Origin of the sequence: Bradyrhizobium huanghuaihaiense (assembly GCF_025200885.1) — a bacterium.
Lineage (GTDB): Bacteria > Pseudomonadota > Alphaproteobacteria > Rhizobiales > Xanthobacteraceae > Bradyrhizobium > Bradyrhizobium huanghuaihaiense.
The window spans coordinates 8,227,749-8,252,114 of sequence record NZ_CP104172.1; the positions used below are offsets into that span (position 1 = coordinate 8,227,749).

Here is a 24,366-nt window from a genome sequence, read left to right on the forward strand (position 1 = left end):
CGCGAAGTGAGCACATCAGACGAGCGCGCTGCACGACTTGGGACCGGAAGCGTCCTTTCGAGAAGCACGAGATGACCAGCTCAACCGCGTAAACTGCTGGATTACCAGCGCATAGCCGATCTCGCCAGCGCGAGAGGGCTAATGGCAAGAATGTTGCGTCTAGCATTTTATCGGCCCGCAAGGACAGATAAAGGCCCACCTAGCGGACGTCCGGAAACTGAAACTAGGGCTTCACAGACAGGCCCCTGTGATACACCGTCGATCAGAATCTCAGCCGTCATGAGCTTACGCTGCGGATCGACTTGAGATGGCGCAGTAGCCCAAAGCAGCATCTTGCCTTGCTCCCCCGGCTGAAGCGCGATGCTTTCCGCTTTTCCATGCGAGCTCCAACCGACTGGCGGCAGAAGGCGAGCGCTGTAGACAGCCCTGCGCTCCAAATTGTTGCGTATCTCAATCGTGTACTCGGCCTCGCTATCCGGACCGACCTCCAAAACATACGGCAGCATTCGCGCCCAAAATAGATCGATGAAATGGTTCACAGGCTCACCTACGACATCGCGGAACGCTGCTTCCTTACGTTCGATGTAATCCGTGTACTCGGCGACCCTCGACTGATCCATGATAATCAGCTCTCCGTGCCCGGGGCATATCAGATCAGGCAGGGTCGCTCGCATCACCTTCGCACATCGGTGATGCATCTCTAGCTGAAAGCTGTTGCGCATAACTGTCGTCTGGATAGGAATTTCGCGCTCAATTCCTCCGGCCTGAGGATTGAACAGAAACAGATTGTCCCCTCCAAAGACAATCCGCTTTCCGTCGATTTCACAAAAGACCATCGAATGGAATTCGCTTTGTCCGGGTGCATAATGAACTTGAAAATCGACTCCTCTCCAGTGAAATGCTTCACCATCGCGCAGGATCCGTTGCACTTCGATCGGTTTGTGGAAGCAGCATGGCGTACTCGCCCATGCAGCAGGATCGGCAATAACCTTAGCGATGCGATCCAGCGCCCAGCACTGGGTCTCGAAATGTTGCTGAAGGAAAGGTATTCCGCAGACATGATCGTCGTGAATGTGGTAGGAACCACGAGTTCGATATCTCGCACTCCATAATCGTCGCCCAGTTGATCGATATGGTGTTCGATAAAGCGGAGCGCTTGCGAACCACCGTGATCGGAGGCCGCATGAGCATGTCCTGCCGTCGCCAGCCCGCAGTCAATCAGCATCGCGTGGCCGCTTCCACTCAGAACAACATAGAAATTGGAGCAAGTGTACGACCCGGCCCACAGCAGATGTTCAGCGATTCTCTGCAACCTGCTCTCGCGAAGTGTCTCCCTGTCCTTGAAAGGGCTGCCGTATCCTGACGTAAAAAGCCGACCTACATTAGCAAGCGTCTCAAGCCTTGATTCAAGCCTTTCAACATCCGCCTTCACCTCACTGATCGGCGCTCCATGCGAAGGATAGGCGGCCTCGGGCCCCTCCTTTTTCAAGGCGAGGATCGATTGCATTGTAAATTCAACGCCGAGAAGATCGCCATGGGCATACTCCATAGCGTGAAGTTGATATAATTTTCCGCCTCGTGTCATTAGATCGCCTATAAAAGCGATCTTCTTTCCGTCCACTTCCGCAATCAGAGCGATCATGCCATATGTACTTTGCCGGCAAGATGCGGAACTGGTATTCCCTCCAGACAAAAGTGCCATAGTCTTCGAGAACAGCATCGACCGGAAGATTTTCGCCCAGCGAGAAAAATGTGTTGCTGTCATTGTAGTTGTCATAGACCCGCCGAGCCTGCCAATATGCCTCGACATTGTCGAACAAGTGGCGTTCGTATTCCGGCACCGCGACTTTTGCTCCGGCCTGCTGAAGACTAGGCGTTCCCCAGCACTGGTCCCTATGGTGATGTGTATGTAGAACCCAGTCGACTCGCTCGATACCGATAGCGGCAAGATGCTGTATAACGGCGCTGGACCCTGTATCGATCAGCAGGCACTCCGTGCCACTTTTTAGAACATAAACGTTACAGGTATCCGGAAATTCCCAAAGGTTTTCGGAGCGCCGGATCAAAGACATTTCATTTCCTGCTTGATGATAAGATCACGTTGTCCGCGCGCATGACCACGTGTTCGGTACCTCGAAACTGTTCCGCTGCCGATCCGCTCGAGGTTGTTGGACGTTGTATCACCTCTGTCGCGGCCCTTCTTTCGCGCGATGGCAAAAATGGTTTAGCTGCAACGGACCGCAGGTCGACCACTAAATGGTGCGTTCGAGCGCGCATCTCGACACCGTTCCACCGCACAGTATTGTCACTGCATCCCTGAATCTCCACACGCGGTGCTCCTTTGCAGCTGCGGGCTTTTTGATGATTGCCTGCTGAAGCCGTGAGGTTTAACTGTTCTCCTCTCGCCGACAGCAGCGGCGCGAGCCTGCAGAACGAAGATAAGACCTCCAACCAACCCAACGGTGCGGCGGGCCCTCGCCACCATCATCATCTCCAGCGCAGCATAGACGCTCTCGTGGAGCAGTCCTTGTCGTCGCGCACGCCGAGCGCCGCCATGATCGGCGGCAGCAGTGCCATTCGCGCATTATCTTTATCTTTGGCACCATTGAAATATCGTGCGGCCGATCGGCAACACAAGGGCGATCAGATGGACAACAGGAGCGGCGGGACGAAGTACTCTTCAAGCCCGCGCGGACGATAGATTCGCTGCAGCTTGATCTGCAGCGGCTCGTGGTCGGCGCGGCCGAGGATATGGGATGGCATCGTCGCCTCCGATTGCTCTCTCGGCTCGTCCGTTGGAGACGGCGAGGAGAACGGGAGCGCTCTCCGGCATTCCTTCATCTGGTGTTATTTCGCGAGCCAGGCGGTAAAGCGCGGACGTAACTCGGCGCCTTTCTCGGCCCAAAAGGTTGGGTCGGTCAGGATAGCATTACCCATATGCTCGGGCGCAGTCGGAAGATTAGGAAGGATTGCCGGATCAACAAGCGCCATCGCGTCTGTGTTGCCAGGCGCATAGGGGATGTAGCGCGTCTGGTTGGCTTGCGCCTGAGGAGAAGCGGCGAACGCGATGAACTTGTAGGCGTCGTCTCGCCGTGGACCGCCCTTGGGAATCACCCAGGCGTTCCAGGCCAGCAACGCCGCGTCCCACATGATCTCGAAATGCTTGCCGGAGTTCTTGACGGCATCGTAGATGCGACCGTTATAGGCCGCGGTCATGACGACCTGGCCGTCGGCCAGTAGCTGCGGCGGCTGGGCGCCGGCCGTCCACCAGACGACATCCTTCTTGATGGCGTCGAGCTTCCTAAAGGCGCGGTCGACACCCTCGGGCGTCCCGAGCACCTTGTAGACATCCTTGACGGCCACGCCGTCCGCGATCAACGCCCATTCGAGATTGCCCCAAGGATCTTTAATTAGTCCGCGCTTGCCAGGGAATTTCTGCACGTCGAACAGGTCGGCGATGGTCTTCGGGCTGTTCGGCAGCTTGTCCTTGTCATAGGCGATAATCGTGGCAGCGGCGATCGTCGGCACGCCGCAGTCCAGCTTGTCGTTGGCCAAGAACTTGGCCCGGTCCAGGCCCAGCTTGTTCCAGTCAATCTTCTCGATAATGCCGTCGGCGCACATTTGCATAAAGCCCCCACCCGCGGCCGTGTCGACCACGTCCCAGCTCACGGTCTTAGTCTCGACCATGGCGCGGATCTTCGCGACCTCGCCGTTGTACTCGTCTTCGATGATCTTGATCCCGGTAGCCTTCGAGAAGGGCTCGAAAAAGGCCTTGCGCTGGCTTGTCTGCACGGCGCCCCCAAAGGCCGTGATCGTGAGCTGATCGCCTGCAAACGCGAGCTTCGCTGGTGCAAGCGCGATCACTTGCAGGCCGATCACGGCTCGCGCGCACGTGATTATCAATGACTTCCTCATCGTCCACTCTCCCCTGCCATGCCGTCCCCGGATGGGAGCAGCGTTGTCAAACACCTGTCCCGCCCGGTGCGCGGCGTCTCGCGTCGTCGCCTGACGCATCGAGCGCGCCGATAATCCTCCGTTTGCAGGCGATCGTGATCGCAGCGCCCGGCTTGATCGTCCGAATTCTGCAACTTGATCACAAACACTGAAGCCTGAATACGTACGTGGTCGCCCGGATAGATCACCTCAGCGATTTGCGCGCTGAAGACATTGGGCAGCGAACGCGCCGTCGGGTTCAGCTTCATTTGCTTCAGCCGCAACGACAGCGCGGTCGGCCGGCTGACCGCCTCCAAATTGATCGCCAGCGCCTGCACGTTGGCGGCGCCCGCAATCTCCACGTTGCAGGTCGCGCCATTCATTGCTACGGCCTTGCTGTGCAGTGTTCTTGCCGATGAACTGGGCGACAGAGGCGTTGTGTGACCGCTCGTACAGCTGGGCCAGGTGAGGCGAGCTGCTGGATAATGGCGTCCTCGAAAATTGCCAAGCGGTCCGACGCAGTTAGCGCCTTTCCTGCTCGTGCGTTACGTAGACCACGGTAATGCCGAGATCCTCGTGGATATGCTTGATCTCGAGCTGCACCCGCTCGCGCAACTGCTTGTCCAACGCGCCGAGCGGCTCGTCCATCAGCACAGGCTTGGGAATCGAAGATGAGGGCGCGGGCAAGCGCCGTTTCTGGCCGCCGGAAAGCTTCACAAAAGGTATTGTGCGTGCCTGACACCGATGCTCTATCCCGCCGCGTGCGTCCTAGCGCTCCCGCTACTGCGGCGCCCGTGGACAGTCAGGCACGATGTTCTTCTTGACTGATTTGCAGCACTTGCGTGCTCGGTCGAGATCGGCAGGAAGCATCTGCGCGCGGCCAAACGGCTCACTGTCCTCCGCCTACGTTACGTTTTCTCTCACGCAAATATTATCGGCATGCTCGAGCTGTTTTGATTGATGTGGCCGCCGCGGTAGCCGAAATCCTGCGTTGATCCGGGCAAATCTGAGGTTTTTGTCAGCCGCATTTTCGACCGACAGTGTCGAGCACTTTTTTCAAGCGAGAACTAAGCAAAAGAGCACGACGACCGACGAATATAGAACCCGCAGAGGCGAAAGCTAACACCGAACGGCACACCGCTCTTTCTCCCCGGGGCCGTGATCAACCGCACTTCCTTATATCGGCTAAAGGCTAGGCGCGAACTCGGCTCGTACGAGGAACTGTTTCAAACACCGTTTGAGCATTGACCCCTTGGGGATATCGCCGCCACGCTGAACGCCCCGCTATCTGACGCTGCAGTGATCGGGCTGCCAATCGGGTCGCGATTTCCGCCAGCACCTCAATCGTCGCGACGCCAGGTTACGTCCGATTACGAGCCTTTGGCAGCACTCGCGTAGCCGACGCATATGGCGCCCATCAATAGCTAACTCTTCACGCGCTCTATGCATAGCAAGTGCGCGCACGTACCGTGGCATAGTGCTCTTCGCGCTCGGCACGGGCGCCAAGGGTGGCGAGGTCCGTGATGATTCGGAACGGACCTCCCCAGGCCCATATTTGCGCTTTGCCGTTGGCGCTCATTTTAAGACTGGAGCTATTCGTGGCTCCATGGGCCCATCATCCCCGCATAGATCAATGAAGTCGTCGGCCGCGACACGCCGTCGGTCGGTCCCATGCCCGGCAAGGCAATCACGATCGATGGGTCGGCCAGTTCCACTACGGCTTGCAGCTCGGCACGCGGTAATCGGAAGGACACTGGTTGCGGTGTTGCGCGTAAAAGTTCCAGACGCCCCAGCAGGCTTCGATAAAGTTGATCCCATTTGGCAAGCCGATGGTGATCAGGTCGCCGAACTTGACGCCCAGCCCTGAAGTGCGGGCGATGCCGTTGGTCGGTGCCTCCAGCTGGCCCAGGAGGGGGTGGTCTCGCTGCAACTGACTGCCGGAGCGTCGGGCGTCGCCTAGGCACGGCGGGACAGCCTTTCGCCCAAGGGGATCATGTCTTCAGCCAATTTTAGCTACGTCGCTTTCGTTCCACCCGAGCCGGTTAGATGAGCAATCCGCCCGCTTCTAGTATCAGAGACTGGGACGATTACTACTGGAGTCCCGCCGAACATTGTTCGCGGCAAAGCGCCGGCGCTTCGACCCGCTGCAACTTGATCCGCAGCGACACCCGGAGCGTTTGCGCGGCCATCGTCACCATCGGCTCCCCCTCTCAGTTCGTCTGTTGGAGGCGGTGAGCAGGCTGCAAGCCTACCCACCGTTCCTTCCCTGACCTATTTCGCGAGCCAGGCGCTGAAGCGCTGGCGCAACTCGTCGCCCTTCACATTCCAGAAGGCGCTGTCGATCGTCCAAGTATTGGTATGCTCGGGTGCATTTCCGAAATGGGACACGATCGCCGGATCTATGAGCGGCATCGCGTCCTTGTTGCTGGGCCCGTAGTCGATGTACTTTGATAGATTGGCCTGCGCCTGAGGCGTAGAGGCGAAGGCGATGAACTTGTAGGCATTGTCCAGATTCGGAGTGCCCTTAGGAATCACCCAGACGTCACCCGCGCTCCAGGTCGCGGCATCCCACATGACCTCGAAATGCTTGCCGGGGTTCTTGTTGGCTTACCAAAAGCCCGCCCCCATGTTCGCGGCGCCTAGATCATCGTCATGACGCCTCGAGCGCCCGACAATCCTCCGTTTTCCAGGCGATGGCGATCGCTGGGCCAGCTTGGTCTGCACCATGCCTTCCGGATTCTGCAGCTTGATCACAAAATCATCATCGGCGCAGACCGAAGCCTGAATACGTACGCGGTCGCCCAGGTAGATCACCTCCGCGATTTGCGCGCTGAAGACATTGGGCAGAGAACCGGTTCAGCTCCATTTGCTCAGGCCGCAACGACAGCACGGTCGGCCGGCCGAACGCTTCGACATTGGCTGCCAGCGCCTGCCCGATGCAGGCGCCTGCAGTCTCCAGCTTGCAGGCCGCGCCATTCATCGCCGCGACCTTGCCGTGCAGCCGGTTGTTCTCGCCCCATGAACTTGGCAACGAAGGCGTTCTGCGGCCGCTCGCACAGGTGAGATCGAGCTGCTGGATGAGCCTGTCATTGAACACGGCTATGCGGTCGTCAGCGCCTCGCCCTGATCGTGCGTCACGTAGACAACGGTGACGCCGAGATCGTCGTGGATATGCTTGATCTCGACCTGCATCTGCTCGCGCAGTTGCTTGTCCAGCGCGCTGAGCCGCTCGTCCATCAGGACAAGCTCGAGATCGAAGATGAGGGCGCGGGCCATCGCGACGCGCTGCTGCCGTTCGCCGGAAAGCCGACCCGGCCGGCGCTCGCCGTACGCACGGAGCCGCACCATCTCGAGCGGCCGCTTGATCCGGCCGCGATCTCGGCCTCGCCGATGCGACGAGTATCATGAGCGTCGTCGTCCCGCTACCGCAGCGCTAGCGACCCGTGAAGTTTGGTGCTCGCTTCTCCACGAAATGCGCGACTCCCTCCTTGTAATCTTCCGAAGTGCTCGCGGCCTTCATTTCCTTGCCGGCTAACGAGCAGGCTTCGGCGAGCGACTGGAAATGCGAAAGGTAGATTTGTCGCTTGATGACCGAGATTGAACGCGGCGAGGCCATCTTCACCATCTCGCGCGCGATTCCTTGCACCTCCGCAAGAAAGTTTTCTGCCGGGAGCGTGCGCACTAGGCCGAGACGTTCCGCTTCCCGGGAGTCGATGACGCGCGCCGAGCAAAGAAGGTCGAGTGCGTTCATCGTGCCAATTAGGCGAGGGAGCATCCAGGATATACCGGCCTCGGCAATTAGGCCTCGCCTGGCGAAAGACGTAGTGAGCTTTGCACCTTCGGCCATATAGCGGAAATCGCCGAAAACGCCGAAGCACAGCGCGAATCCTGCGATCGGACCGTTGATCGCCATGAAGATAGGCTTGGGCACGGCGAGCAGATAGGAGAACATCTGGTTAAAATTGTCGGAGCTGCCCGCCACATCTACCCCCTCGTCATCGCTCTGTTGGGGGGTCAGAAGCGACATGTCGTACCCAGCGCAAAAGCCGCGCCCGGCCCCCGTGATCACAATCGCTCGGGTGTTATCATCAGCAGTTGCGGCGGTCAGTGCAGCTCGTACTTCCGCCCCCATTTGGGGGGTCCAAGCGTTCAATCGATCTGGGCGATTGAGAGTGATAGTCGCAACATAGTCGGTGACCGAATAGAGGATTTCCTTGTACATCATTGCTCCTTTCCATTACATCTCGAGGCTGACTGGGTCGGCCAATATCGACTACTCACGTAACTCAAGCGCGCCATTCTAGTCGACATATGTCACTCAACCACCCTGCCCATAGCTCGAATTCGAAAATCATGCATTCCAGCTTGACTTCGCGCAGTGCCCGCGGCGCGATAGTTGGTGTTGGCTGCCTCGCCGCTCGCCGCCGCCTTGAGGTCCATCGGGAGTAGAAGAACTTGTCTACCGCCGCCTTGATGGCGACGCGCAGGTCCGGATTGCCGCCGCCGAACGCCTTTAAGGTCTCGCCCATCAGCCGCAAGGTTTTGATACGGACGGCATTGGCCTTCGAGTTGAGCGCGACTTCGACGATCGTGCCGTCGCGTTGGGTGGTGATGGTGTCGGACATTCTATCTTCTTTTCTCTGAGCACCAGTAGCGCGTCGGCAATCCAGGCGCCCTGCCCCTCGGCGCAGACGATAAGCGGGTTGATGTCCAGTTCCTCGATCTTGCCCGCGTTCTGCTGAACGAAGGTGGCGATGCCGGAAATCGCCTCGACGGCAGCGGCGAGATCCGCTTTCGGCCGGCCGCGATAGCCTTCGAATAGCGGGAAAGCCTTCAGGCTTCGCAACGCCCCTTCGATGTCGTCGCGGGTGGCCGGCAGCATCAGAGTGACGCTGTCGCGCAAGAGCTCCACCAGTACGCCGCCGCTGCCCAGGGTCATCACAGGACCGAACATCGAATCGCGGATGAAGCCAACGATGAGTTCGGCGACTGCGCCGCGCACCATGCGCTCGACATAGAGACCGTTGCCGATCTTCAGCAGGTCGTGTGCGGCCGCGCTAACCGATTCGGCGTCGTTAAGGTCGAGGCGTACCGCGCCAACCTCGGTCTTGTGCGCGACGCCGAGCGCCTTCAATGCAACCGGAAAACCGAGCGCCTTGGACGAGGACATTGCCTCGACCGCACTACTAACGCGCTTGCCCTTGGGCACCGGCAGACCCACCTTGGCTAGCATTTGCTTGGCCTCGGCTTCGTCCGGCGCCACGCGCGAGCCGCTGGACGCGTCGACAGCCGCGGTGTCGACCGGCTGCGCCTTCGGCTCGCGCCAAGCCTTGCCGATGAAAGCAGCGGCCTGAACGGCGTCCATGGCCTCCGAAAAGCCGAACAAGGGGGTGATACCGCGCGCTATTACCTCGGCCGTGTACTCCTCTGGCATATTCTCCGGCAGTGAGGAGACGATGGCGCCCTGCGCCTTGTTGGTCTTCAGCGCCACCTCGAGCGCACGTACAAGCGCCAGTCTGTCGGTGTTCGTGCAACGGTCTGAACGCGGGAAGTCAAGCACTAGCAAGTTGAAGTCGAAACCACCCGACACCATCGCGGTGAAAGTTTTGGTCAGCGCTGGTTCGTCGTACCAGGTGAAGGTGTTGAAATCGAGCGGGTTACCCACCGCCACCAGCGGCCCGAGCGTCGATTTGACATGGGCCCGGTGCTGGTCGGCAAGAGGAGGGAAATACACCAGGCGCCCCACCGCGCTATCAGCCATCACCGAGACTTCGCCGCCCGAGCCACCCATCGACGATAGCCGGTAACCGGACAGAGGTCCGGTGACGTGCAAAAGCTTCAGTGCTTCGATGAATGATGGAATGGAATCGAGCCGCGCGATACCCAGTCGCTTCAGAAAGGCGCCTGATGCGGCGTCCGAGCCGGCAAGAGAAGCGGTGTGCGACATCATTGCCTGCCGCGCCTGCTCGGAACGGCCTACCTTCAGCGCAACGATTGGCTTCTTCAGCTCTCGGGCCCGCGCCACCAACCTTTCGAAGCCGGACACGGAATCGAAGCCCTCGATGTGCAAGCCGAGCGCGGTGACGCGATCATCTTCGATCATGCCGAGCGCGATATCGGAAATGCCGGTTTGCGCCTGGTTGCCGGCGGTCATCATGAAGGCGATCGACAGCCCCCGTTTCTGCATTGTGATATTGACGGCCATGCTGCCGGACTGCGTGATGATTCCGACACCACGCGCACCTTCAGCCAGCCTGACGCCGCCATGCTGGTCCGGCAACAAAACCGCGCCACTGGCATAGTTGACCACGCCATAACAGTTCGGGCCGATAAGCGGCATCTCGCCGGCGGCGGCGACAAGCTCAGCCTGTAGCCTCTCGCCGTCCTCATCTTGGGCTTCGCTCTCCAGGAAACCGGCCGCGTGGCAGATTGCGCCGCCCGCACCGCGCTCGGCCAGCGCCTTGATCACTTCGATGGCGAGGTGCCGGTTGACGCCTACAAAAGCGGCGTCGGGCGCGCCTGGCAGATCAGCCACCGAGCGATAGGCCTTGCGGCCAGCGACTTCGTCCTTGGTGGGGTGCACGGGCCAGATCTCGCCCGCAAAGCCCATCTTGATCGATTGCGCCACAACAGTGGCCGCCTGCCGGCCACCGAAAACGGCGATTGATTTCGGACGCAGAAGACGCTCCAATCTATGCATTAATCGCTCCGGCAACCGGCGCACGAGCGCCCGTGGGATGATACGGCGCCGGTCCGACGCACTTCCCTGACGCGCTCGCCGCGGGTATCGCATCAAATGCGTTCTGGCGGCAGCTCGCACAAGTCCCGCCTGGATCCAAGGAACAGTCTGACGCACCCGCCAGGCGGTCGCCGGCTTTCTTTGCGATCAAGGGGATCAGCGAATTCACACTCGGTCTCCGAATGCGCAGCACCAGTATTTCCTGATGAAGCGCCTCCCATCGTAGAGGCATTGCCTCGAGGGAGTCTGAAATCTGCAGGAGCGCCGAGACACACGGGCTTCGGTCAAACAAAGCCTGGAGCCCTGTAACCGCATAGGTGATGAACACCTCGCAGATCATTCTCTGAACTTTCCTCTCGCTGGAACCGTGATCTGCTTACGTCGGCTAGAACCGGCCACAGCCTTTATCGCGCAATAGGTAGTACCGCGCTCGGGATCTTAATTTGACTAAAGTGGGCATTCGCGCAGCAGAAATACTGCGCGCCATGGTCAGAACGCGAGGCTTTCTAACGGGGAAGTCATCCGGGCTTTAGGACGGCACGGCTCGGCTCGCTGCCTAGCCAACCGGACAGGGTCATCGTGCCCTGAGAGGCTCCGGAGCATGCTTGGCTTTATCCAGCAGGTAACCGCTGGTTGGGTTGGCTTTTGTTGCGAGGTCAAGCCTAACGCACTCGCTCTAACAACATGATCGTCAATGGCTAAATAAGGTGCTCTCGGTTCTCTCCGGCTTTGACTCGTCTGACCGTACCTGCAAATTGTCGAAAGACAGCGCGTATCCCGGCGCGCTTCACAGCGTCTGCGCTTCGGTACCCAGGAGCCCTGATTGCCCTTTGGCCCATGAGCCGCAGCGCGAACAAAGCGGCAGAGGCGCGTAATTTCCTCTCTGACTGGCCCCCGTGCATTTGTCCGATTTCGTCAACCGAGACCGGGGAAACTTCAAGGTATCCGGCGGAGATGGCCGCATGTAACAATTCTTCACCAGCTACAGAGAGAACGATGGCCAAGTTAGTTCCGGGCGCCTCTTTGCAAATGGGCTTTCCATCCTGCAGTACCCAGCCATCGGGTGCAGAGATATCTGCCACATCTCCAATCGCATCGGGACAAATCTTGCAGCGAAATTGAACTTCATAGCCATATTTCATTCCGCATTTTTTTCCTCGCCAAGCGTCTTCGTATGACAAGTCATAAATGGCTCCGCCTCGAGTGCGGACGCGTAGCGGGCCAGGCCACCCCTCTCCTCGGTATCGAAACAAGTCGACGTCCTGCTCGTCGACGCCATGGTGGCGCACAATGGCCTTAGCAAGGTGAGCGCTAGGAATACCGCCGCAGAATATTGTCAGCATGTATGGAACAAGCCGCTCAACCCGAGGATCGGTACGACCAAGGGCGCGAATAGCGGAAATGTAACAAGGCGTCGCAATCACGGCGAACCGTGCGCCCTTGTCGAGCAACTGGTGCACGTTGACGAGAGGCGATGATGGGCCATAGCGCGACTGAGCCGAAGCCAGCACCTCGTCAGGCGTTCTCGATATTGTTGACATTGTAAGCCATGCCTTTCGAGGATCGGCGCGGACATGCAACACAGCTTCAACACGACCGTTGTCCAGAAGATAGCGGCCAAGCGCACTCAGAGTGCCACCTGCCGCGGCCTTATGACGGCCGCCCGGATCGGTCGACCAGGATCGGTGGATCTCACGCATCGGTCCCACATAGGATGAACGGCGACTCCTTCTGGTCTGCCGGGCCCTTGTACCGACACGCCTGGGCAGATGGCCATGATCTGCGTGTTCTTCTCGTCTTCGACTTTCTTTCTGACGAGGGGCCGCATATCGCCTTCGAAATTGATACCCATGGATACCGCCGGACCGGCGATGCTGGCGCATAGTCCACATCCGGTGCAAAGGCCTGAACCAACCACGTCTCGACGGTCGCGGGCCTGTGCCGCGCGAGAGTTTTTAGAACTAAGTCTATTTTTCATCGTGGATTATTCCTTCGCTCTGCGGTGTACGGAGCAATGGACAGACTGAGCAGTCGGATGAGCCAATGAATGTAAAGCGTGTCGACGCCTAAAGGGCAGAACACTCGATCCCGGGATTGGAGAGTTCTTCAAAGAAGGGCCGAGACCTGTTTCCCCGGTTGTCGAAGCCATCCTGTCGAGCATCAGCCGCTCGACGCCATCTTTCATGAAGCAACGCTCTTCTGATAGATCAAGTTCACGGTCGAATTCATCCTGAACTGGGCATGGTCGCGGCGAAGGCGGGCACCGCCGCCGCGAAGGCGTCGTGCCAAGCGTGCAGGCGCGGATGGGTCTCGCGCCAGGTGCCGTCGAAACGAAAATCTCGATAGCCGAGGAGGCAGGCGAGCGCGATCTGGCCAACATTGGGCATGCCGGACAGCGCCGGCGACGCGGCTTCGAGCGTGGTAAGGGCGCGCTCGACCTTTCCGGCTTGCTTCTCGATCCAGCGGGCGACGCGCTGCTCGGGAGTCCGGTACCAGCCCTCGCACATGAGGAGGTAGCTCGCATCGAGCGCCCCGTCACACAACGCCTGCAGCGCCAGGGCGGCGAAGCGCGCCTCGGGTTCGCGGGGAATGATGAATCCGCCACCGGCGAGATGATCGAGATATTCGAGGATGACGGGTGAGTCGTAAAGGGCGCTGCCGTTTTCACGCACAAACGCCGGGACCTTCCCGAGCGGATTGTGCCGCCGGAGCGGGTCAGCGGGATCGTTGACATCGGCGTCGCGCATTTCGACGCGATCGGCAAGACCGAGCATCTGAATGGCAATGCGCACCTTGCGGACAAAGGGCGAAGCTGGGTGCGAATGCAGGATCATCATGCGACAGGCTTCTCCGCCAAACGAAACTGACATTTGTGAAGCGGTGCGCGGCGGACATCAGCAGTCTGCTCAGCGTTCACAACGAGATTTCTTGAGCACAAGCATAACACGCTTCAATTCCCTTTTTATGCGATAGACCATCAACCTTCGCATGAATCCAGCTTTCTGAGCAGGTTAGATGAATTGATGCGCCACGGTGGTGCATTATCCCGATGCGATAATTCCCAACATCCTGAACCGGCAGAGCCGCACGACTGCCTATGGCGACCGCTTGCGGCCAGAGATTTGCACGGTTGCCGTCACTATTGATTATGTTTTTTGACTCGCGTCGACGCAGCCTCGCTGCCGACACCCTTTTGCTCTTACGCCGGCGTTACTTCGCAAGCCAGGCGGTAAAGCGCTGACGCAGTTCGTCGCCCTTCTCACTCCAAAAGCTTGAGTCGCTCAGCAGAGCATTCCCCATATGGTCGGCCGCATTCGGAAGGTTCGGCAGGATCGACGGCTCGACTAGGCTATCGCCTCCTTCCCGTAGGCGGTGTAATTTGCCACGCCGGCCTGCGCCTGGGGCGAACTGGCGAAGGCAATGAACTTGTAGATGTTGTCCAATCGCGGAGTGCCCTTGGGAATCACCCAAGAGGTCCCGTTGAGCATCACAGCGCCCCACATTGCGTGTTGCTAGGTCCTTCGAAGCTGGCCCGGTCGAGGCCCAGCTTTTTCCAGTCAATCGAATCGATGGTACCCTCCGCGCACAATTGCCGCACCCCCGACTCGCTGGCCTACACCACGTCCCAGCTCACGGTTTTGGTTTCGACCATGGCGCGAATTTTGGCGAGGCCGTACTCGTACTCGGCTTCAGTGATCTTGACCCTCTCGTCTTCGAGAAGAGACCGAAAATAACTTTGCGTAGGACCTGATGGAAGCTTCCGCCCCCGCGGTGATCGTGAGCTGATCGTCTGCAAAGGCTGGGTTCGTTGGCGCGAGCACCCCCGCTGTTGAGCCCATTACGACCAAGCGCCTGCGATCATTAATAACGTCCTCATCGTCTAGTCTCCCTTATATGCCACCCCACGATGGGCAGCGCGCGGCCTTTAGCGGGAAGGCGACACTCTCCTCCACGGTCATGTGCGGAAAACGCACGTAGTTCTGATCACCATTCCGATAGTGCGCTTGTGCGGGGCGAGCATCATGAGGGTCGTCGTCTTGCCGAAGCTGGATGGCGCCAGCTTCCTCAAGACCTCACCGCGCGATCTCCAAGTTGAGATTCTCAACGAGCCAGCGGTTCGGTGTTGTGCGTCTTCTGGATATCGAAAAATCCACAAAGGCATTGTTCGTGCCTGGCATTGCCACATTCCCCGGTCCCCGCGCTTCTCCCACTGCCGCGGCGTCGTCAACCACAAGACCACGATGTTCTTTTTTTCGACAGATTGCAGCAGTTGCGTGGGCTGCCAATATGCTAAAATGCGTACGGTTGAGTCGGCTGCGGTTGCCTCACTGTTTCCCCACCCGCGCTCTTGACTCCGACGTTGCGGTTCGGAGTTGTTATGTTCCCCAAACTATTGGGGTGCACTGAAGCCGAATTCCATTAATGTGGCACCTCGAATAGCCGAAATTCTGCGCCCACGCCGCGAATACGGAGATTTACGTCGGGCGATACTCACATATGAATGCAGGTGAGTGGAGGCACGAAGAAGGCACACGCTAGTAGCCGCGGAGTTCGCTCACGCCAAAGCTGAACGGGCACCGCTCTTACTCTCGAGCGTAACGGAACGAAATCACCAACCAGCAAAAGACAAGTTCGCTTAGCAGAGATCGCACGATCGACGCACATGATCCTAGGCAAGATCAGGATCCTGGCGCATCTTGAGAGCGACCCTCCTTGCCGCCCGTGCCGCGCGATCTTCGCCGCGCCACCTTCAAGACGATTGAGCAGCCGCGCTGTCAGAGAGCCACCTGCGCGCCGCAGTGCGCAAGCGTTTCGTAAACAGGGCGCTTAGTCCGGCAGAGGCTCTTGTGACAGCGCGGCCTGCCCCTTCAGGTCGATGGAGAAGTTGAAAACCACGCAATCGATGGTCATTCTTTGCGCAGCCGGGCCAGGAGCCAGTGCCTCGGTGATCTGCGCGGGCACTTCTAATTTGGTTTTGTCCTTGGGCCTGCGCTCATAGTGGGACGTGAGCTGTGCAGCCCGCGAACGTTCTGTGGGTCGAAGGAAGGCACGGCAACGCAAAGCCAACAAGTAGGCGGACGGCACATTTGATTGGATTGATCGATCGACACACGCGATCGCGCGCTGCTCGCGGAGGCGCAAGAAACTCCCTTAGCAACAATGGCGCGTTCCGTGGGCGACGAAATAAGGCGCACATACGGCATACTCGCCGGATTCTCTGCATACGAGGATAAAATTACGGCGGAAACTGTCAGCCGATATAAGTAACGATCGAAAAAGTGCCTCTTCTTGAAAGTCCGACCAAAATGAAGAGGCAACGAACGTCTTTATGTATGGAGGAAAATTGTGTCAATCGCGTCGCCCATTAGAGCTATATCTGCTGAGATTTGTACGTTTCTGACCGCCACTACACTGTGTATTGGCAGTGTTCAGGCTGCCGACTGGAAATACGGGGATGTGAAGGTCGTCGAGGCAACGGTATTCGCAAAGGTGGCCGAGACTGCTCCTGGACGATATGGCGACGTAGCCGTGCTCGAGTCACCTGCCTTCGGACCTGATGGAAAGCTCTATTTTACTAACGTCATGGCAAGTCCGGATCAGGCCAAGATTGCTCGGATAGACCTTGCAACAAAAAAGGTCGAAGAGCTTTACAAGGACAATCATAGCGAACTCTCTGCGATCCATTTCAGCCCGCACAATGGAAACGCATATGTTGTCGACTTCGCCAGTGGGGCCGTGTCGAGATTCGATCTTAAGACGAAAACCCTGGAGACAACTTTCAACGGCATGATAGGCGATTATCGAGCAAAGTCCGACGACATCGCTTTCGATCGGAACGGCTATATGTACGTCACCGATGAGAACGGAACTTTGGATAACCCTAGCGGAAAACTGTTCCGTCTCGACCAAGAGGGGCGGAATCCGATCGTATTGTTCGATAAGTTTGCGGGAGCTAACGGAATCGCGTTCGCGCCGGACTATTCCCTGCTCTGGGTCTCCGAGGGATACCGATCTACCATCAATGTTGTGTATCTGTCCAAGGATGGCACCAAGTCGACCGTAGTGGATGTCGGCATTCACGCCAATATTGGCAGCGGCTGGCTGGATTCAATGGCAACGGACTCTGCTGGCAACATCTACCAGAGCGTGTGGGGTGCTGGTCGGCTCATGGTGTATGCGCCTAGCGGCGAACTGATTGGCATCATCCAGGCGAAGGATGATTTTCCGAAAGGCTCGCAGCTTTTCGTAACAAATCTGGCAATTCGGTCCGGTTCGACCGAGGCTTATATGGTTGTGGGCGGCAAGAACGGAGGGTACATCTACAAGTTCGAAGCGTTCGCACCTGGAAGGCTATTGTCGAACGGCGGCTGAACCGCGGGATGGGAGCGAGTCGGTCGTGGGGTTATACGTTCGGCTCGTCCCTCTCGGGCGATGGTTGCTAACCTCGTCTCGCCAGGCGGTTGAACCCTCTTGATGGCTGCATGCAAGATCGGTCGGAGAAGTGATGGCCTTCGGCTGCACACATGGTGTTGACCGTGGCGCGTTTGAGGTCCTGGCTGCGCAATGCACCGAGCTCGTGAGCCACTGGTAGGCGCTCGGCCAATCTTTCAATTACCCACAAATTCTCCTCCGACCATGGCGCCCAGCGCGATGTCGGTGAGGCGTGACAGCCCGCGCCACATGACCGTATTGCCGGGCGGCGGATCGCTGGCGCGGGCGAGGTAACCGCCGAGCCGGGCGATCTTGATCAGATAGTGCGAGAGCGTTTTCCGTCTTGCTTTTGGTTTATCGTTGACGAGGCGATCGAGCACGCCGATTTCAGTCGCAGTCAATGCGAGGGTTGGCGGCGCGTCTGGGGCGGAACGGTTGAGCATCGTCATCCAGAAGACCCGCCAACTCAGGATGCAAAAGAGCGAGATCAGATTGGTCAGACGCTGGGCGGTCCTGAGCTTCGACTCCTCAGCTTTGCAGCCCGATTTGAGGATCTTGTGGAACACCTCGATCTTCCATCTCAAACCATACCATTCCAGCTTCTCAATGGCGTCGGTGCGGGAACCAACAGGCAGGTCGGTGATCAGCTTCCAATCGATCTTCTTCCTGTTTTTCGGCGTCCCGCGCTCTTCGGCATGGATCACCGTCAGGGTCAGAGCGGGATAGCGCTTCTGCTTTCCAATCGGCGGCAGGACGCGAATCTTGCGATACCTGATCTCAAGAATGGCCTGGTCGGGATCGCCGTTGCTGTCTCTGACTTCGATGCGATGGAGCCCTTTGACGGCGACCTCGTCCATTTCGTCAGCGATCGTGTGATCCCCGTCTCCAGCCAAGCGGTCGACGCAGGTCCTGATCAGGAAATGGGTTCCGATCTCCTGTGCTGCGCAGAAGAGCTCGTAGATGTCACTCTCGCGATCACCAATATGGATGCATCGTCCCGGATGATCCAAGAGTTGCGTAGACTGCTTGAGATTTTCCAACCACCGGACGCTTTCCTTTTTCTCGATGGGAACCCGGGTCGGATTGATCTTCCTTTTAAGCGCTGCCGTCCCCTTGAATTTCTTCCGGGTCCAGAACTTAACGGCCGCCAACCCCAGCGGCACACCCTCGATTGTAACTGCGAGGCTCGAATGCATGAGGATGCCGCAAACCGTGTGAGATCTGAGGCGCCCCGCCTATCCCATCCACTGTTTATGCTCTTGGTGATGCCGATTGCTTCGGAATTTTCGCGCCGATAGCTAAATTCGGTTGTGTCATGCAGCACAAGAACGAGACCTTTTGTGGCTGCGGCGCGATCACTTGTCGATTGGAAATGGCCGGCCAGAATGTCCGCTTCGCTGACCCGGTCATTAGAGAAGAAGCGGTAGGCTGCCTTGGTATTCGCCCAATCCTGGCAGACGAGCGGAATGCTTTGTCCCATGGCGCTTCCAATCTGCGTGAGCAGCTTGCGGAATCTGTCGCCCAGCCGCACGTCCCTAAACTCGCATCCACTAGTCTCTCGATCAATCCAACATTCACCCTCCAAGGATCGCAACCGGCCTCTTGCCGATCGATCCCTTAATGTCAGCCCCATAGAGCACCCCCTCGCGAATCAGGTGCTCAGCAAGGAATCACAAGTGATTCTTTCGACTCAAGATTTCGCCGATCAGCAAATCAGGCCGAGTGGTCAAAGTTATGGGTAATTGAAAGTCGGCCAATCAGCTGGTGTATCATGCTGATTATCTGGTCCAGTCGCGTCCGGAACACATCATTTGATCGCGTCGTCTTGTGCTTCTTCGGCCGCACCTTTCCCTCCGACAAGCCACAGAATCGTGGCTCGCAGAAAAAAGGAGTCTTGAGGGTCCTGTGAGGTCGCGTGGCAGGCGCTGTCGTGCGTGCGACCTCATAGACGGCCGAAACGAAGCTGCGGAGTTGTGGGCGCTACGGGAATATTGCAGCGGGCGCTGCTGCTGGGAAGGCGGGCCTGTGGTCCCCGAAAGATCGATCGCCCATGACGAGCTGTCGCCAGCGGCTTGGTTAGGAACAGCTCGTCGCGCTGATCCAGGAAAGCCTGTCGGTGGCGCACGAGACTGGCGCCCTCGGTCTTAAGAACCTAGCACGGTTGGTGGTCGATACCAACGTGCAGCCCAAGGGTGTTGCGCATCCGACCGACGTGTGGCTGATGCATCGGGCAAATATCAAGCTCATCGGCTCGCCAGACGCAATTGTGTCCGTTGATAAGGGCGTAATCGTTGCGCGCTGGAGCGTCAGCCGGCAGGCGATACATGGCTAAACCACGCGCTCGCGGCGAAGGCTCAGTCGTCGTCGCAGCGCGTCAAGCGTCCGACGATCCGCAAACGGCGTACTGATTCACTATCGCTGTCGGCAACTGGCAATCCGATGCAGGACCTGCGAGCCCTTGGTCGCCCGCAACCCGCCACTTGGATCCCATGATAGGGTCTCGATGCCTGGTATGCGCTGCGCGCGGCTGTCAGCGAACGGTCACCGCGCGAGAACGGGCGCCGCGAACTCACCGCCGATCAGGCCCGTGCCCGGAAACGCGACACGGCGGATGCGGTCGGGACGACGGGAGGTGCCCCTCTGCGGGTGTTCATCGGGTGAAGTCCGTTTCGTCGGCACGTGGGAAGTGTTCGCGCCGAGGGTAGCGCCTCATGTTTCGCGGATCCCGCGCAGCCTCTCGGAACGGCGACGCAGCAGTTCGAGGGTGACCAGCAGCGTAATGGCCATGAGAATCAGCACCGTTGCCGCAGCAGTGATGGTCGGACTAATTTCTTCTCGAATGCCTGAGAACATGACCTTGGGCAGCGTGCGCTGCTCGGGGCCCGCGACGAACAGCGCCACTACCACCTCGTCGAATGAGGTGAGAAAGGCGAAGAGCGCGCCGGAAATCAAGCCGGGCAGGATCAGCGGCAGGGTTATCTTGAAAAACACCGTGGCCGGCGTCGCGCCGAGGCTCGCTGCCGCACGACTGAGCGAATAATCGAAGCCCTTCAACGTCGCGGTCACGGTGATGACGACGAACGGAGTCGCCAAGACCGTGTGCGCGAGGATTAGCCCGGCGAAACTGTTGAGCAAACCCACGTTGGCAAAGAAGAAGTACACGCCGAGCGCGGTGATCACCACCGGCACGATCATCGGAGAGATCAGGAGACATGTGACAGCCGTTCGCCAAGGAAAGTGCGGCCGGCTGAGACCAAGGGCGGCGAGGGTGCCGAGCACGGTCGACAGCAATGTCACCGACACCGCTACAAACATCGAATTCTGGAGCGCGCCCTGCCATCGCGCGGTGAAGACAAATTCCTGATACCAGCGCAGTGACAGCGAGGGCATAGGATAGGTGAAGAACGGGACGGAATTGAAGGAGAGCGGGATAATCGCGAGAATGGGCGCGATCAGAAATAGAAGCACTGCTCCCGCGATGAGCCGGTGCAGGTAGTACCATGCCTTTTCGACGGGGGAGGCATAGGCAGACATCGACATCGTTCTCACCCCATCTTGATCCGGTCGATGCCGACCACCTTGTTGAAAACGTAATAAAGCACAAGCGTCGCGGTGAGGAGGATGGCGCCAAGCGCCGATGCCATACCCCAGTTGAGCTCTTCGTTCGTGTACAGGGCGACGAAGTAGCTAACCATCTGATCGGATGCTCCGCCGACGAGCGCCGGAGTAATGTAGTAGCCTAGGCACATGATGAAACTTAGGAGACAGCCTGCGGCGATGCCCGGGAGCGTTTGCGGAAAATAGACCTGCCAGAATGCGTAGAACGGGCCAGCACCGAGCGAACGCGCCGCGCGAACATGGCTGTCCGGGATGTTCTTCATCACACTGTAGATCGGCAACAGCGTGAAGGGCAGCTGGATATGAGTCATGGCGATCACAGTGCCGATCCTGTTGAAAATGAGTTCGGCCGGCCTCGGTATCAGGTGAAGCGCCATCAACACCTCGTTGACAACACCGTTCTGTTGCAGAAGAATGACCCAAGCAGTTGTGCGCACGAGCAGCGAGGTCCAGAGCGGTAGCAGCACCATGATCATCAGCAGGTTGCTGGTCTTCGCGGGCAATGTCGCCAAAAGATAAGCCACGGGGAAAGAAAGGAACAGTGCCATGGCCGTGACGCCGAGACTGATGGCCATCGTGCGCACGAACACGTCCTGGAAGATGGCAATGTCCCGAGGTGAGGGCACGACTTGGCCATCTGGGCCGAACTGGTGATCGACGGAGCGAAGCAGATAATAGGCTGTGTAGGCGGACGTTCCGCGCCTCAGCATGTTCCAGACGTCGTGACGTCCCCAAAGGGGACTAATCCCGATTAACGCTGACTTGTACGGGCCGGATGCAAGTTCGCTCATCTTATTGGCGCTCGATGTCACCTGGCTGGTTGCGCCGGGAAATTCGTAGTTGATCCGCGTGCCGATCTGGGTTGCGGTCTTCTGTTCCACTGCCTCCTTAAGGTCCGCCGCCAGAGCCGCAAAGGCCGCTTCGCTGGGCAAGTCCTTGCCGTCCCAATGCCTAAGCTCTGCCATCGTTCTCGGCATCCTGGTCAGCAAGGTGTCGTCGTGGACCGAGTTGAAGATCATCCGCGCGATCGGCACAACGAAAGTAACTAGGATGAAGAGGAGGAGCGGCAGTACGAGCATGAAGGCCCGCGCCTTGCGACGTCGTTCGACCCGCTGAAACGATATCCGCAACGGAAATTCGCCAAAAGCTCGGTCGTAGGTTTGGGCCGCCGTCGTTGCCATCGAGCTCGAGTCCTTTGCTGGTGTCCATGTAGAGGCGGGGCTCAAACTACCCCGCCCTACGTTGCAGCGGTTTTTATTTTGCGAGCCAAGCGTTGAAACGCTGGCGCAGCTCGTCGCCCTTCTCAACCTTGAACTTCGTGTCGTAGATGACGGACCTGGCGACATGCTCAGGCGCGGTCGGAAGCTGGGACACGATTGCTGGATCTACGAATGTCATCGCTTCCTTGTTGGTCGGGGAATAGGGGATATGCAGGGTGAGGTTGGCCTGGGCTCGGGGCGAAGCTGCGAAAGCGATGAACTTGTAGGCCTCGTCCCGGCGGGGAGTGCCCTTCGGAATCGTCCAGACGGTTGGACTCCACGTGTGGGCATCCCAGACGATCTCGAAGTGCTTGCCGGAGTTCTTAACGGCATCGTAGATGCGGCCATTATAGGCTGCGGTCATGATCACCTGCCCATCGGCGAGAAGCTGCACCGGCTGCGCACCCGACGACCACCAAATGACGTCCTTCTTGATCGTGTCGAGCTTCCTAAAAGCGCGGTCGACTCCCTCCGGCGTGCTGAGGACCTTGTGGACATCCCCGATGGCAACGCCATCAGCGATCAGCGCCCATTCGAGGTTAACGTCTGGACCTTTGTACAGTCCGCGTTTGCCGGGGAACTTCTGCGTGTCGAACAAGTCAGCGATGATCTTCGGGCCGTTCGGCAGCTTGTCCCTGTCGTAAGCGAGGACTGTGGCGGAAACAGCATCGGGAACCCCGCAGTCATACTGCTCGGCGCCGATGAAGCTGGAGCGGTCGAGCCCGAGTTTCGCCCAGTCGATCTTTTCGACGATGCCCTGGTTGCACATTTCAATGGTCCAGAGTGCGCTAGTGGTGACCACATCCCAGCTCACGCTCTTGGCCTCCACCATGGCGCGTATCTTCGAGATCTCGCCATTGTACTCGTCTTCGATGACCTTGATTCCGGAGTCTTTGGAAAAGGGCTCGAAATAGGCCTTACGCTGTGCCGCCTGGAAAGCCCCCCCCAACGAGACGACTGTTACTTGGTCAGCCGCCACAGCGGAACCGAGCGCTAGGGATGCTATGGCCGCGCACGCGGCGACTTTCAAACACATTTCGAACAACTTGCTTCTCCCTTGCTATGCCGCCCCAGGATGGGAACGCCATCGTCAAACCCTTGCTGTGGCGCCTCAATCATCATGACGCTTCGAGCGCCCGACAATCCTCCGTTTTCCAGCCGACGGTGATCGCGGCGCCAGCTTCGACCTGCGCCACCCCTTCCGAATTCTGCAGTTTGATCACAAAATCATCATGGCCACAGACCGAAGCCCGGATTCGTACGTGGTCGCCTAGATAGATCACCTCCGTGATGTGCGCGCTGAAGACGTTAGGCAGCGAACCCGGTGTCGGATTCAGCTTCACTCGCTCCGGCCGCAACGACAGCACGGTCGGCCGGCCAACCGCATCGACATTGATTGCCAGCGCCTGGACGTTGCCGGCGCCCGCAATCTCCACGTGGCAGTTCACGCCATTCATGGCCACGACCTTCCCGTGCAGTCGGTTGTTCTCGCCGATGAATTGAGCGACGAAGGCATTCTGCGGCCGCTCGTACAGCTCGGCGGGTGAGGCGAGCTGCTGGATGACCCCGTCGTTGAACACCGCTATGCGGTCCGACATGGTCAGCGCCTCACCCTGGTCGTGCGTCACATACACCACGGTGACGCCGAGATCGTCGTGGATACGCTTGATCTCGAGTTGCATCCGCTCGCGCAACTGTTTGTCCAACGCGCCGAGCGGCTCGTCCATCACCACAAGCTTGGGATCGAAGACCAAGGCGCGGGCCAACGCGACGCGCTGCTGCTGACCGCCGGAAAGCTGGCCGGGCCGGCGCTTGCCATAGGCGCCGAGCCGCACCATCTCAAGCGCCCGCTTGATCCTGGCCTCTATCTCGGCCCTGCCGATCTTGCGGACCTTCAGCGGGAAGGCGAGGTTCTCCTCCACGGTCATGTGCGGAAAGAGCGCATAGTTCTGGAACACCATGCCAATATTGCGCTTGTGCGGTGGCATTTTGTCGATTGAGCGCCCCTCCAGAAAAATGTCGCCCCGGGTGGGCGCCTCGAAACCGGCGAGCATCATGAGCGTCGTCGTCTTGCCGGAGCCGGAGGGCCCCAGCATAGTCAAGAATTCACCGCGAGCGATCTCCAAGTTGAGATTCTCCACGACCAGCGTCTCGCCGTCATAGGTCTTCTCGATGTCGGAAAACTTCACAAAGTCATCGTTCGTGCCTGGCATCGCCCCTCCCCAGGGGCTGGCGCTTCTCCCACTGCTGCCGGCCCCGTCACCACCATGGTCTTGCTTAACGGATTGCAGCTTCGCAAGCGCGCGGTCGAGACCGCGGGGACGGGCCTGTATGAGACGCCTGCGAACCAAATAGTGCATTGTTTCCCCACCTCTCTGTGCAACT

The 24,366-nt window shown here is 58.7% G+C and carries 21 protein-coding genes and 2 pseudogenes; 2 read left to right on the top strand and 21 right to left on the bottom strand.

The window, feature by feature from the left end; genetic code table 11:
- Positions 1-167: 167 nt before the first annotated feature.
- The 15 genes and pseudogenes from N2603_RS38620 to N2603_RS38685 all read right to left on the bottom strand — a co-directional run bounded on the left by N2603_RS38620 (position 168) and on the right by N2603_RS38685 (position 15,814).
- Positions 168-620, bottom strand: a complete 453-nt coding sequence (locus N2603_RS38620; protein WP_260386291.1) for a hypothetical protein — start codon at positions 618-620, stop codon at positions 168-170.
- Positions 621-695: 75 nt separating this feature from the next.
- Positions 696-1,214: pseudogene (locus tag N2603_RS45060) on the bottom strand (MBL fold metallo-hydrolase); the annotation flags it as partial.
- A 300-nt stretch (positions 1,215-1,514) separates the two neighbouring features.
- Positions 1,515-2,072, bottom strand: a complete 558-nt coding sequence (locus tag N2603_RS45065) for an MBL fold metallo-hydrolase (RefSeq protein WP_425248952.1) — start codon at positions 2,070-2,072, stop codon at positions 1,515-1,517.
- A 775-nt stretch (positions 2,073-2,847) separates the two neighbouring features.
- Positions 2,848-3,915, bottom strand: a complete 1,068-nt coding sequence (locus tag N2603_RS38630) for an ABC transporter substrate-binding protein (RefSeq protein ID WP_260386293.1) — start codon at positions 3,913-3,915, stop codon at positions 2,848-2,850.
- Positions 3,912-4,316 carry a hypothetical protein gene (locus N2603_RS38635; protein WP_260386294.1) on the bottom strand — a complete coding sequence of 135 codons (405 nt, stop codon included), beginning with the start codon at positions 4,314-4,316 and terminating at the stop codon, positions 3,912-3,914. Before N2603_RS38635 ends, N2603_RS38630 begins: the two co-directional genes overlap by 4 nt.
- A 139-nt stretch (positions 4,317-4,455) precedes the next feature.
- Positions 4,456-4,650 carry a hypothetical protein gene (locus tag N2603_RS38640; protein ID WP_260386295.1) on the bottom strand — a complete coding sequence of 65 codons (195 nt, stop codon included), beginning with the start codon at positions 4,648-4,650 and terminating at the stop codon, positions 4,456-4,458.
- Positions 4,651-5,647: 997 nt separating this feature from the next.
- Positions 5,648-5,863, bottom strand: coding sequence for a hypothetical protein (locus N2603_RS38645; RefSeq protein ID WP_260386296.1), 216 nt, complete (start codon positions 5,861-5,863; stop codon positions 5,648-5,650).
- Positions 5,864-6,204: 341 nt separating this feature from the next.
- Positions 6,205-6,507, bottom strand: coding sequence for an extracellular solute-binding protein (locus tag N2603_RS38650; protein ID WP_260386297.1), 303 nt, complete (start codon positions 6,505-6,507; stop codon positions 6,205-6,207).
- A 525-nt stretch (positions 6,508-7,032) separates the two neighbouring features.
- Positions 7,033-7,281, bottom strand: a complete 249-nt coding sequence (locus tag N2603_RS38655) for an ATP-binding cassette domain-containing protein (protein WP_260386298.1) — start codon at positions 7,279-7,281, stop codon at positions 7,033-7,035.
- 85 nt (positions 7,282-7,366) lie between these two features.
- The gene (locus N2603_RS38660) at positions 7,367-8,158 is read right to left on the bottom strand and encodes an enoyl-CoA hydratase-related protein (RefSeq protein WP_260386299.1); all 792 of its coding nucleotides are present in this window, start codon (positions 8,156-8,158) and stop codon (positions 7,367-7,369) included.
- Between the two features lie 61 nt (positions 8,159-8,219).
- Positions 8,220-8,558 carry a Clp protease/crotonase-like domain-containing protein gene (locus N2603_RS38665; protein ID WP_260386300.1) on the bottom strand — a complete coding sequence of 113 codons (339 nt, stop codon included), beginning with the start codon at positions 8,556-8,558 and terminating at the stop codon, positions 8,220-8,222.
- On the bottom strand, positions 8,462-10,633 hold the full coding sequence (locus N2603_RS38670) for an acetate--CoA ligase family protein (protein ID WP_260386301.1): 2,172 nt from the start codon (positions 10,631-10,633) through the stop codon (positions 8,462-8,464). The genes N2603_RS38665 and N2603_RS38670 overlap by 97 nt, the downstream gene beginning before the upstream one ends.
- Positions 10,634-11,370: 737 nt before the next feature.
- Complete coding sequence (locus tag N2603_RS38675; protein ID WP_260386302.1) at positions 11,371-12,372, bottom strand: Coenzyme F420 hydrogenase/dehydrogenase, beta subunit C-terminal domain; 1,002 nt, start codon at positions 12,370-12,372, stop codon at positions 11,371-11,373.
- 525 nt (positions 12,373-12,897) lie between these two features.
- Positions 12,898-13,509: a glutathione S-transferase family protein gene (locus N2603_RS38680; protein WP_260386303.1), complete on the bottom strand. Its 612-nt coding sequence runs from the start codon at positions 13,507-13,509 to the stop codon at positions 12,898-12,900.
- A gap of 1,990 nt (positions 13,510-15,499) precedes the next feature.
- Entirely contained in the window at positions 15,500-15,814 is a 315-nt protein-coding gene (locus N2603_RS38685) for a hypothetical protein (protein ID WP_260386304.1), read from the bottom strand.
- A gap of 315 nt (positions 15,815-16,129) precedes the next feature.
- Between N2603_RS38685 and N2603_RS38690 the strand changes: the two genes are divergently transcribed.
- Positions 16,130-17,044 carry an SMP-30/gluconolactonase/LRE family protein gene (locus N2603_RS38690; protein ID WP_260386305.1) on the top strand — a complete coding sequence of 305 codons (915 nt, stop codon included), beginning with the start codon at positions 16,130-16,132 and terminating at the stop codon, positions 17,042-17,044.
- 236 nt (positions 17,045-17,280) lie between these two features.
- Here the strand turns inward: N2603_RS38690 and N2603_RS38700 are convergent, their stop codons facing one another.
- Both N2603_RS38700 and N2603_RS38705 read right to left on the bottom strand, forming a co-directional pair.
- Positions 17,281-18,300, bottom strand: a complete 1,020-nt coding sequence (locus N2603_RS38700) for an IS4 family transposase (protein WP_247449756.1) — start codon at positions 18,298-18,300, stop codon at positions 17,281-17,283.
- Between the two features lie 263 nt (positions 18,301-18,563).
- Positions 18,564-18,737, bottom strand: a pseudogene (locus N2603_RS38705) (transposase DNA-binding-containing protein); the annotation flags it as partial.
- 483 nt (positions 18,738-19,220) lie between these two features.
- Here N2603_RS38705 and N2603_RS45070 point away from each other — a divergent pair.
- Positions 19,221-19,436, top strand: coding sequence for a hypothetical protein (locus tag N2603_RS45070; protein WP_425248953.1), 216 nt, complete (start codon positions 19,221-19,223; stop codon positions 19,434-19,436).
- Positions 19,437-19,813: 377 nt separating this feature from the next.
- On the opposite strand, the gene N2603_RS38715 is transcribed toward N2603_RS45070, so the two are convergent.
- From N2603_RS38715 to N2603_RS38730, 4 genes are all read right to left on the bottom strand, one after another.
- Positions 19,814-20,644: an ABC transporter permease gene (locus N2603_RS38715; RefSeq protein ID WP_260386306.1), complete on the bottom strand. Its 831-nt coding sequence runs from the start codon at positions 20,642-20,644 to the stop codon at positions 19,814-19,816.
- Positions 20,645-20,649: 5 nt separating this feature from the next.
- Positions 20,650-21,903, bottom strand: coding sequence for an ABC transporter permease (locus N2603_RS38720; protein WP_260386307.1), 1,254 nt, complete (start codon positions 21,901-21,903; stop codon positions 20,650-20,652).
- Between the two features lie 73 nt (positions 21,904-21,976).
- Positions 21,977-23,017 carry an ABC transporter substrate-binding protein gene (locus N2603_RS38725; RefSeq protein ID WP_260424361.1) on the bottom strand — a complete coding sequence of 347 codons (1,041 nt, stop codon included), beginning with the start codon at positions 23,015-23,017 and terminating at the stop codon, positions 21,977-21,979.
- Positions 23,018-23,099: 82 nt separating this feature from the next.
- Complete coding sequence (locus tag N2603_RS38730) at positions 23,100-24,194, bottom strand: ABC transporter ATP-binding protein (RefSeq protein WP_260386308.1); 1,095 nt, start codon at positions 24,192-24,194, stop codon at positions 23,100-23,102.
- Positions 24,195-24,366 lie beyond the last annotated feature (172 nt).

What these genes read in the sequence shown, in the direction of transcription:
- N2603_RS38715 (WP_260386306.1), bottom strand. Translation starts at nt 20,644, where the DNA reads ATGTCGATGTCTGCCTATGCCTCCCCCGTCGAAAAGGCATGGTACTAC.
- N2603_RS38635 (WP_260386294.1), bottom strand. Translation starts at nt 4,316, where the DNA reads ATGAATGGCGCGACCTGCAACGTGGAGATTGCGGGCGCCGCCAACGTG.
- N2603_RS38655 (WP_260386298.1), bottom strand. Translation starts at nt 7,281, where the DNA reads ATGGTGCGGCTCCGTGCGTACGGCGAGCGCCGGCCGGGTCGGCTTTCC.
- N2603_RS38670 (WP_260386301.1), bottom strand. Translation starts at nt 10,633, where the DNA reads ATGCATAGATTGGAGCGTCTTCTGCGTCCGAAATCAATCGCCGTTTTC.
- N2603_RS38620 (WP_260386291.1), bottom strand. Translation starts at nt 620, where the DNA reads ATGGATCAGTCGAGGGTCGCCGAGTACACGGATTACATCGAACGTAAG.
- N2603_RS38650 (WP_260386297.1), bottom strand. Translation starts at nt 6,507, where the DNA reads ATGTGGGATGCCGCGACCTGGAGCGCGGGTGACGTCTGGGTGATTCCT.
- N2603_RS38665 (WP_260386300.1), bottom strand. Translation starts at nt 8,558, where the DNA reads ATGTCCGACACCATCACCACCCAACGCGACGGCACGATCGTCGAAGTC.
- N2603_RS38675 (WP_260386302.1), bottom strand. Translation starts at nt 12,372, where the DNA reads ATGCGTGAGATCCACCGATCCTGGTCGACCGATCCGGGCGGCCGTCAT.
- N2603_RS38660 (WP_260386299.1), bottom strand. Translation starts at nt 8,158, where the DNA reads ATGATGTACAAGGAAATCCTCTATTCGGTCACCGACTATGTTGCGACT.
- N2603_RS38730 (WP_260386308.1), bottom strand. Translation starts at nt 24,194, where the DNA reads ATGCCAGGCACGAACGATGACTTTGTGAAGTTTTCCGACATCGAGAAG.
- N2603_RS45065 (WP_425248952.1), bottom strand. Translation starts at nt 2,072, where the DNA reads ATGTCTTTGATCCGGCGCTCCGAAAACCTTTGGGAATTTCCGGATACC.
- N2603_RS38680 (WP_260386303.1), bottom strand. Translation starts at nt 13,509, where the DNA reads ATGATGATCCTGCATTCGCACCCAGCTTCGCCCTTTGTCCGCAAGGTG.
- N2603_RS38720 (WP_260386307.1), bottom strand. Translation starts at nt 21,903, where the DNA reads ATGGCAACGACGGCGGCCCAAACCTACGACCGAGCTTTTGGCGAATTT.
- N2603_RS38700 (WP_247449756.1), bottom strand. Translation starts at nt 18,300, where the DNA reads ATGCATTCGAGCCTCGCAGTTACAATCGAGGGTGTGCCGCTGGGGTTG.
- N2603_RS38725 (WP_260424361.1), bottom strand. Translation starts at nt 23,017, where the DNA reads ATGTGTTTGAAAGTCGCCGCGTGCGCGGCCATAGCATCCCTAGCGCTC.
- N2603_RS38630 (WP_260386293.1), bottom strand. Translation starts at nt 3,915, where the DNA reads ATGAGGAAGTCATTGATAATCACGTGCGCGCGAGCCGTGATCGGCCTG.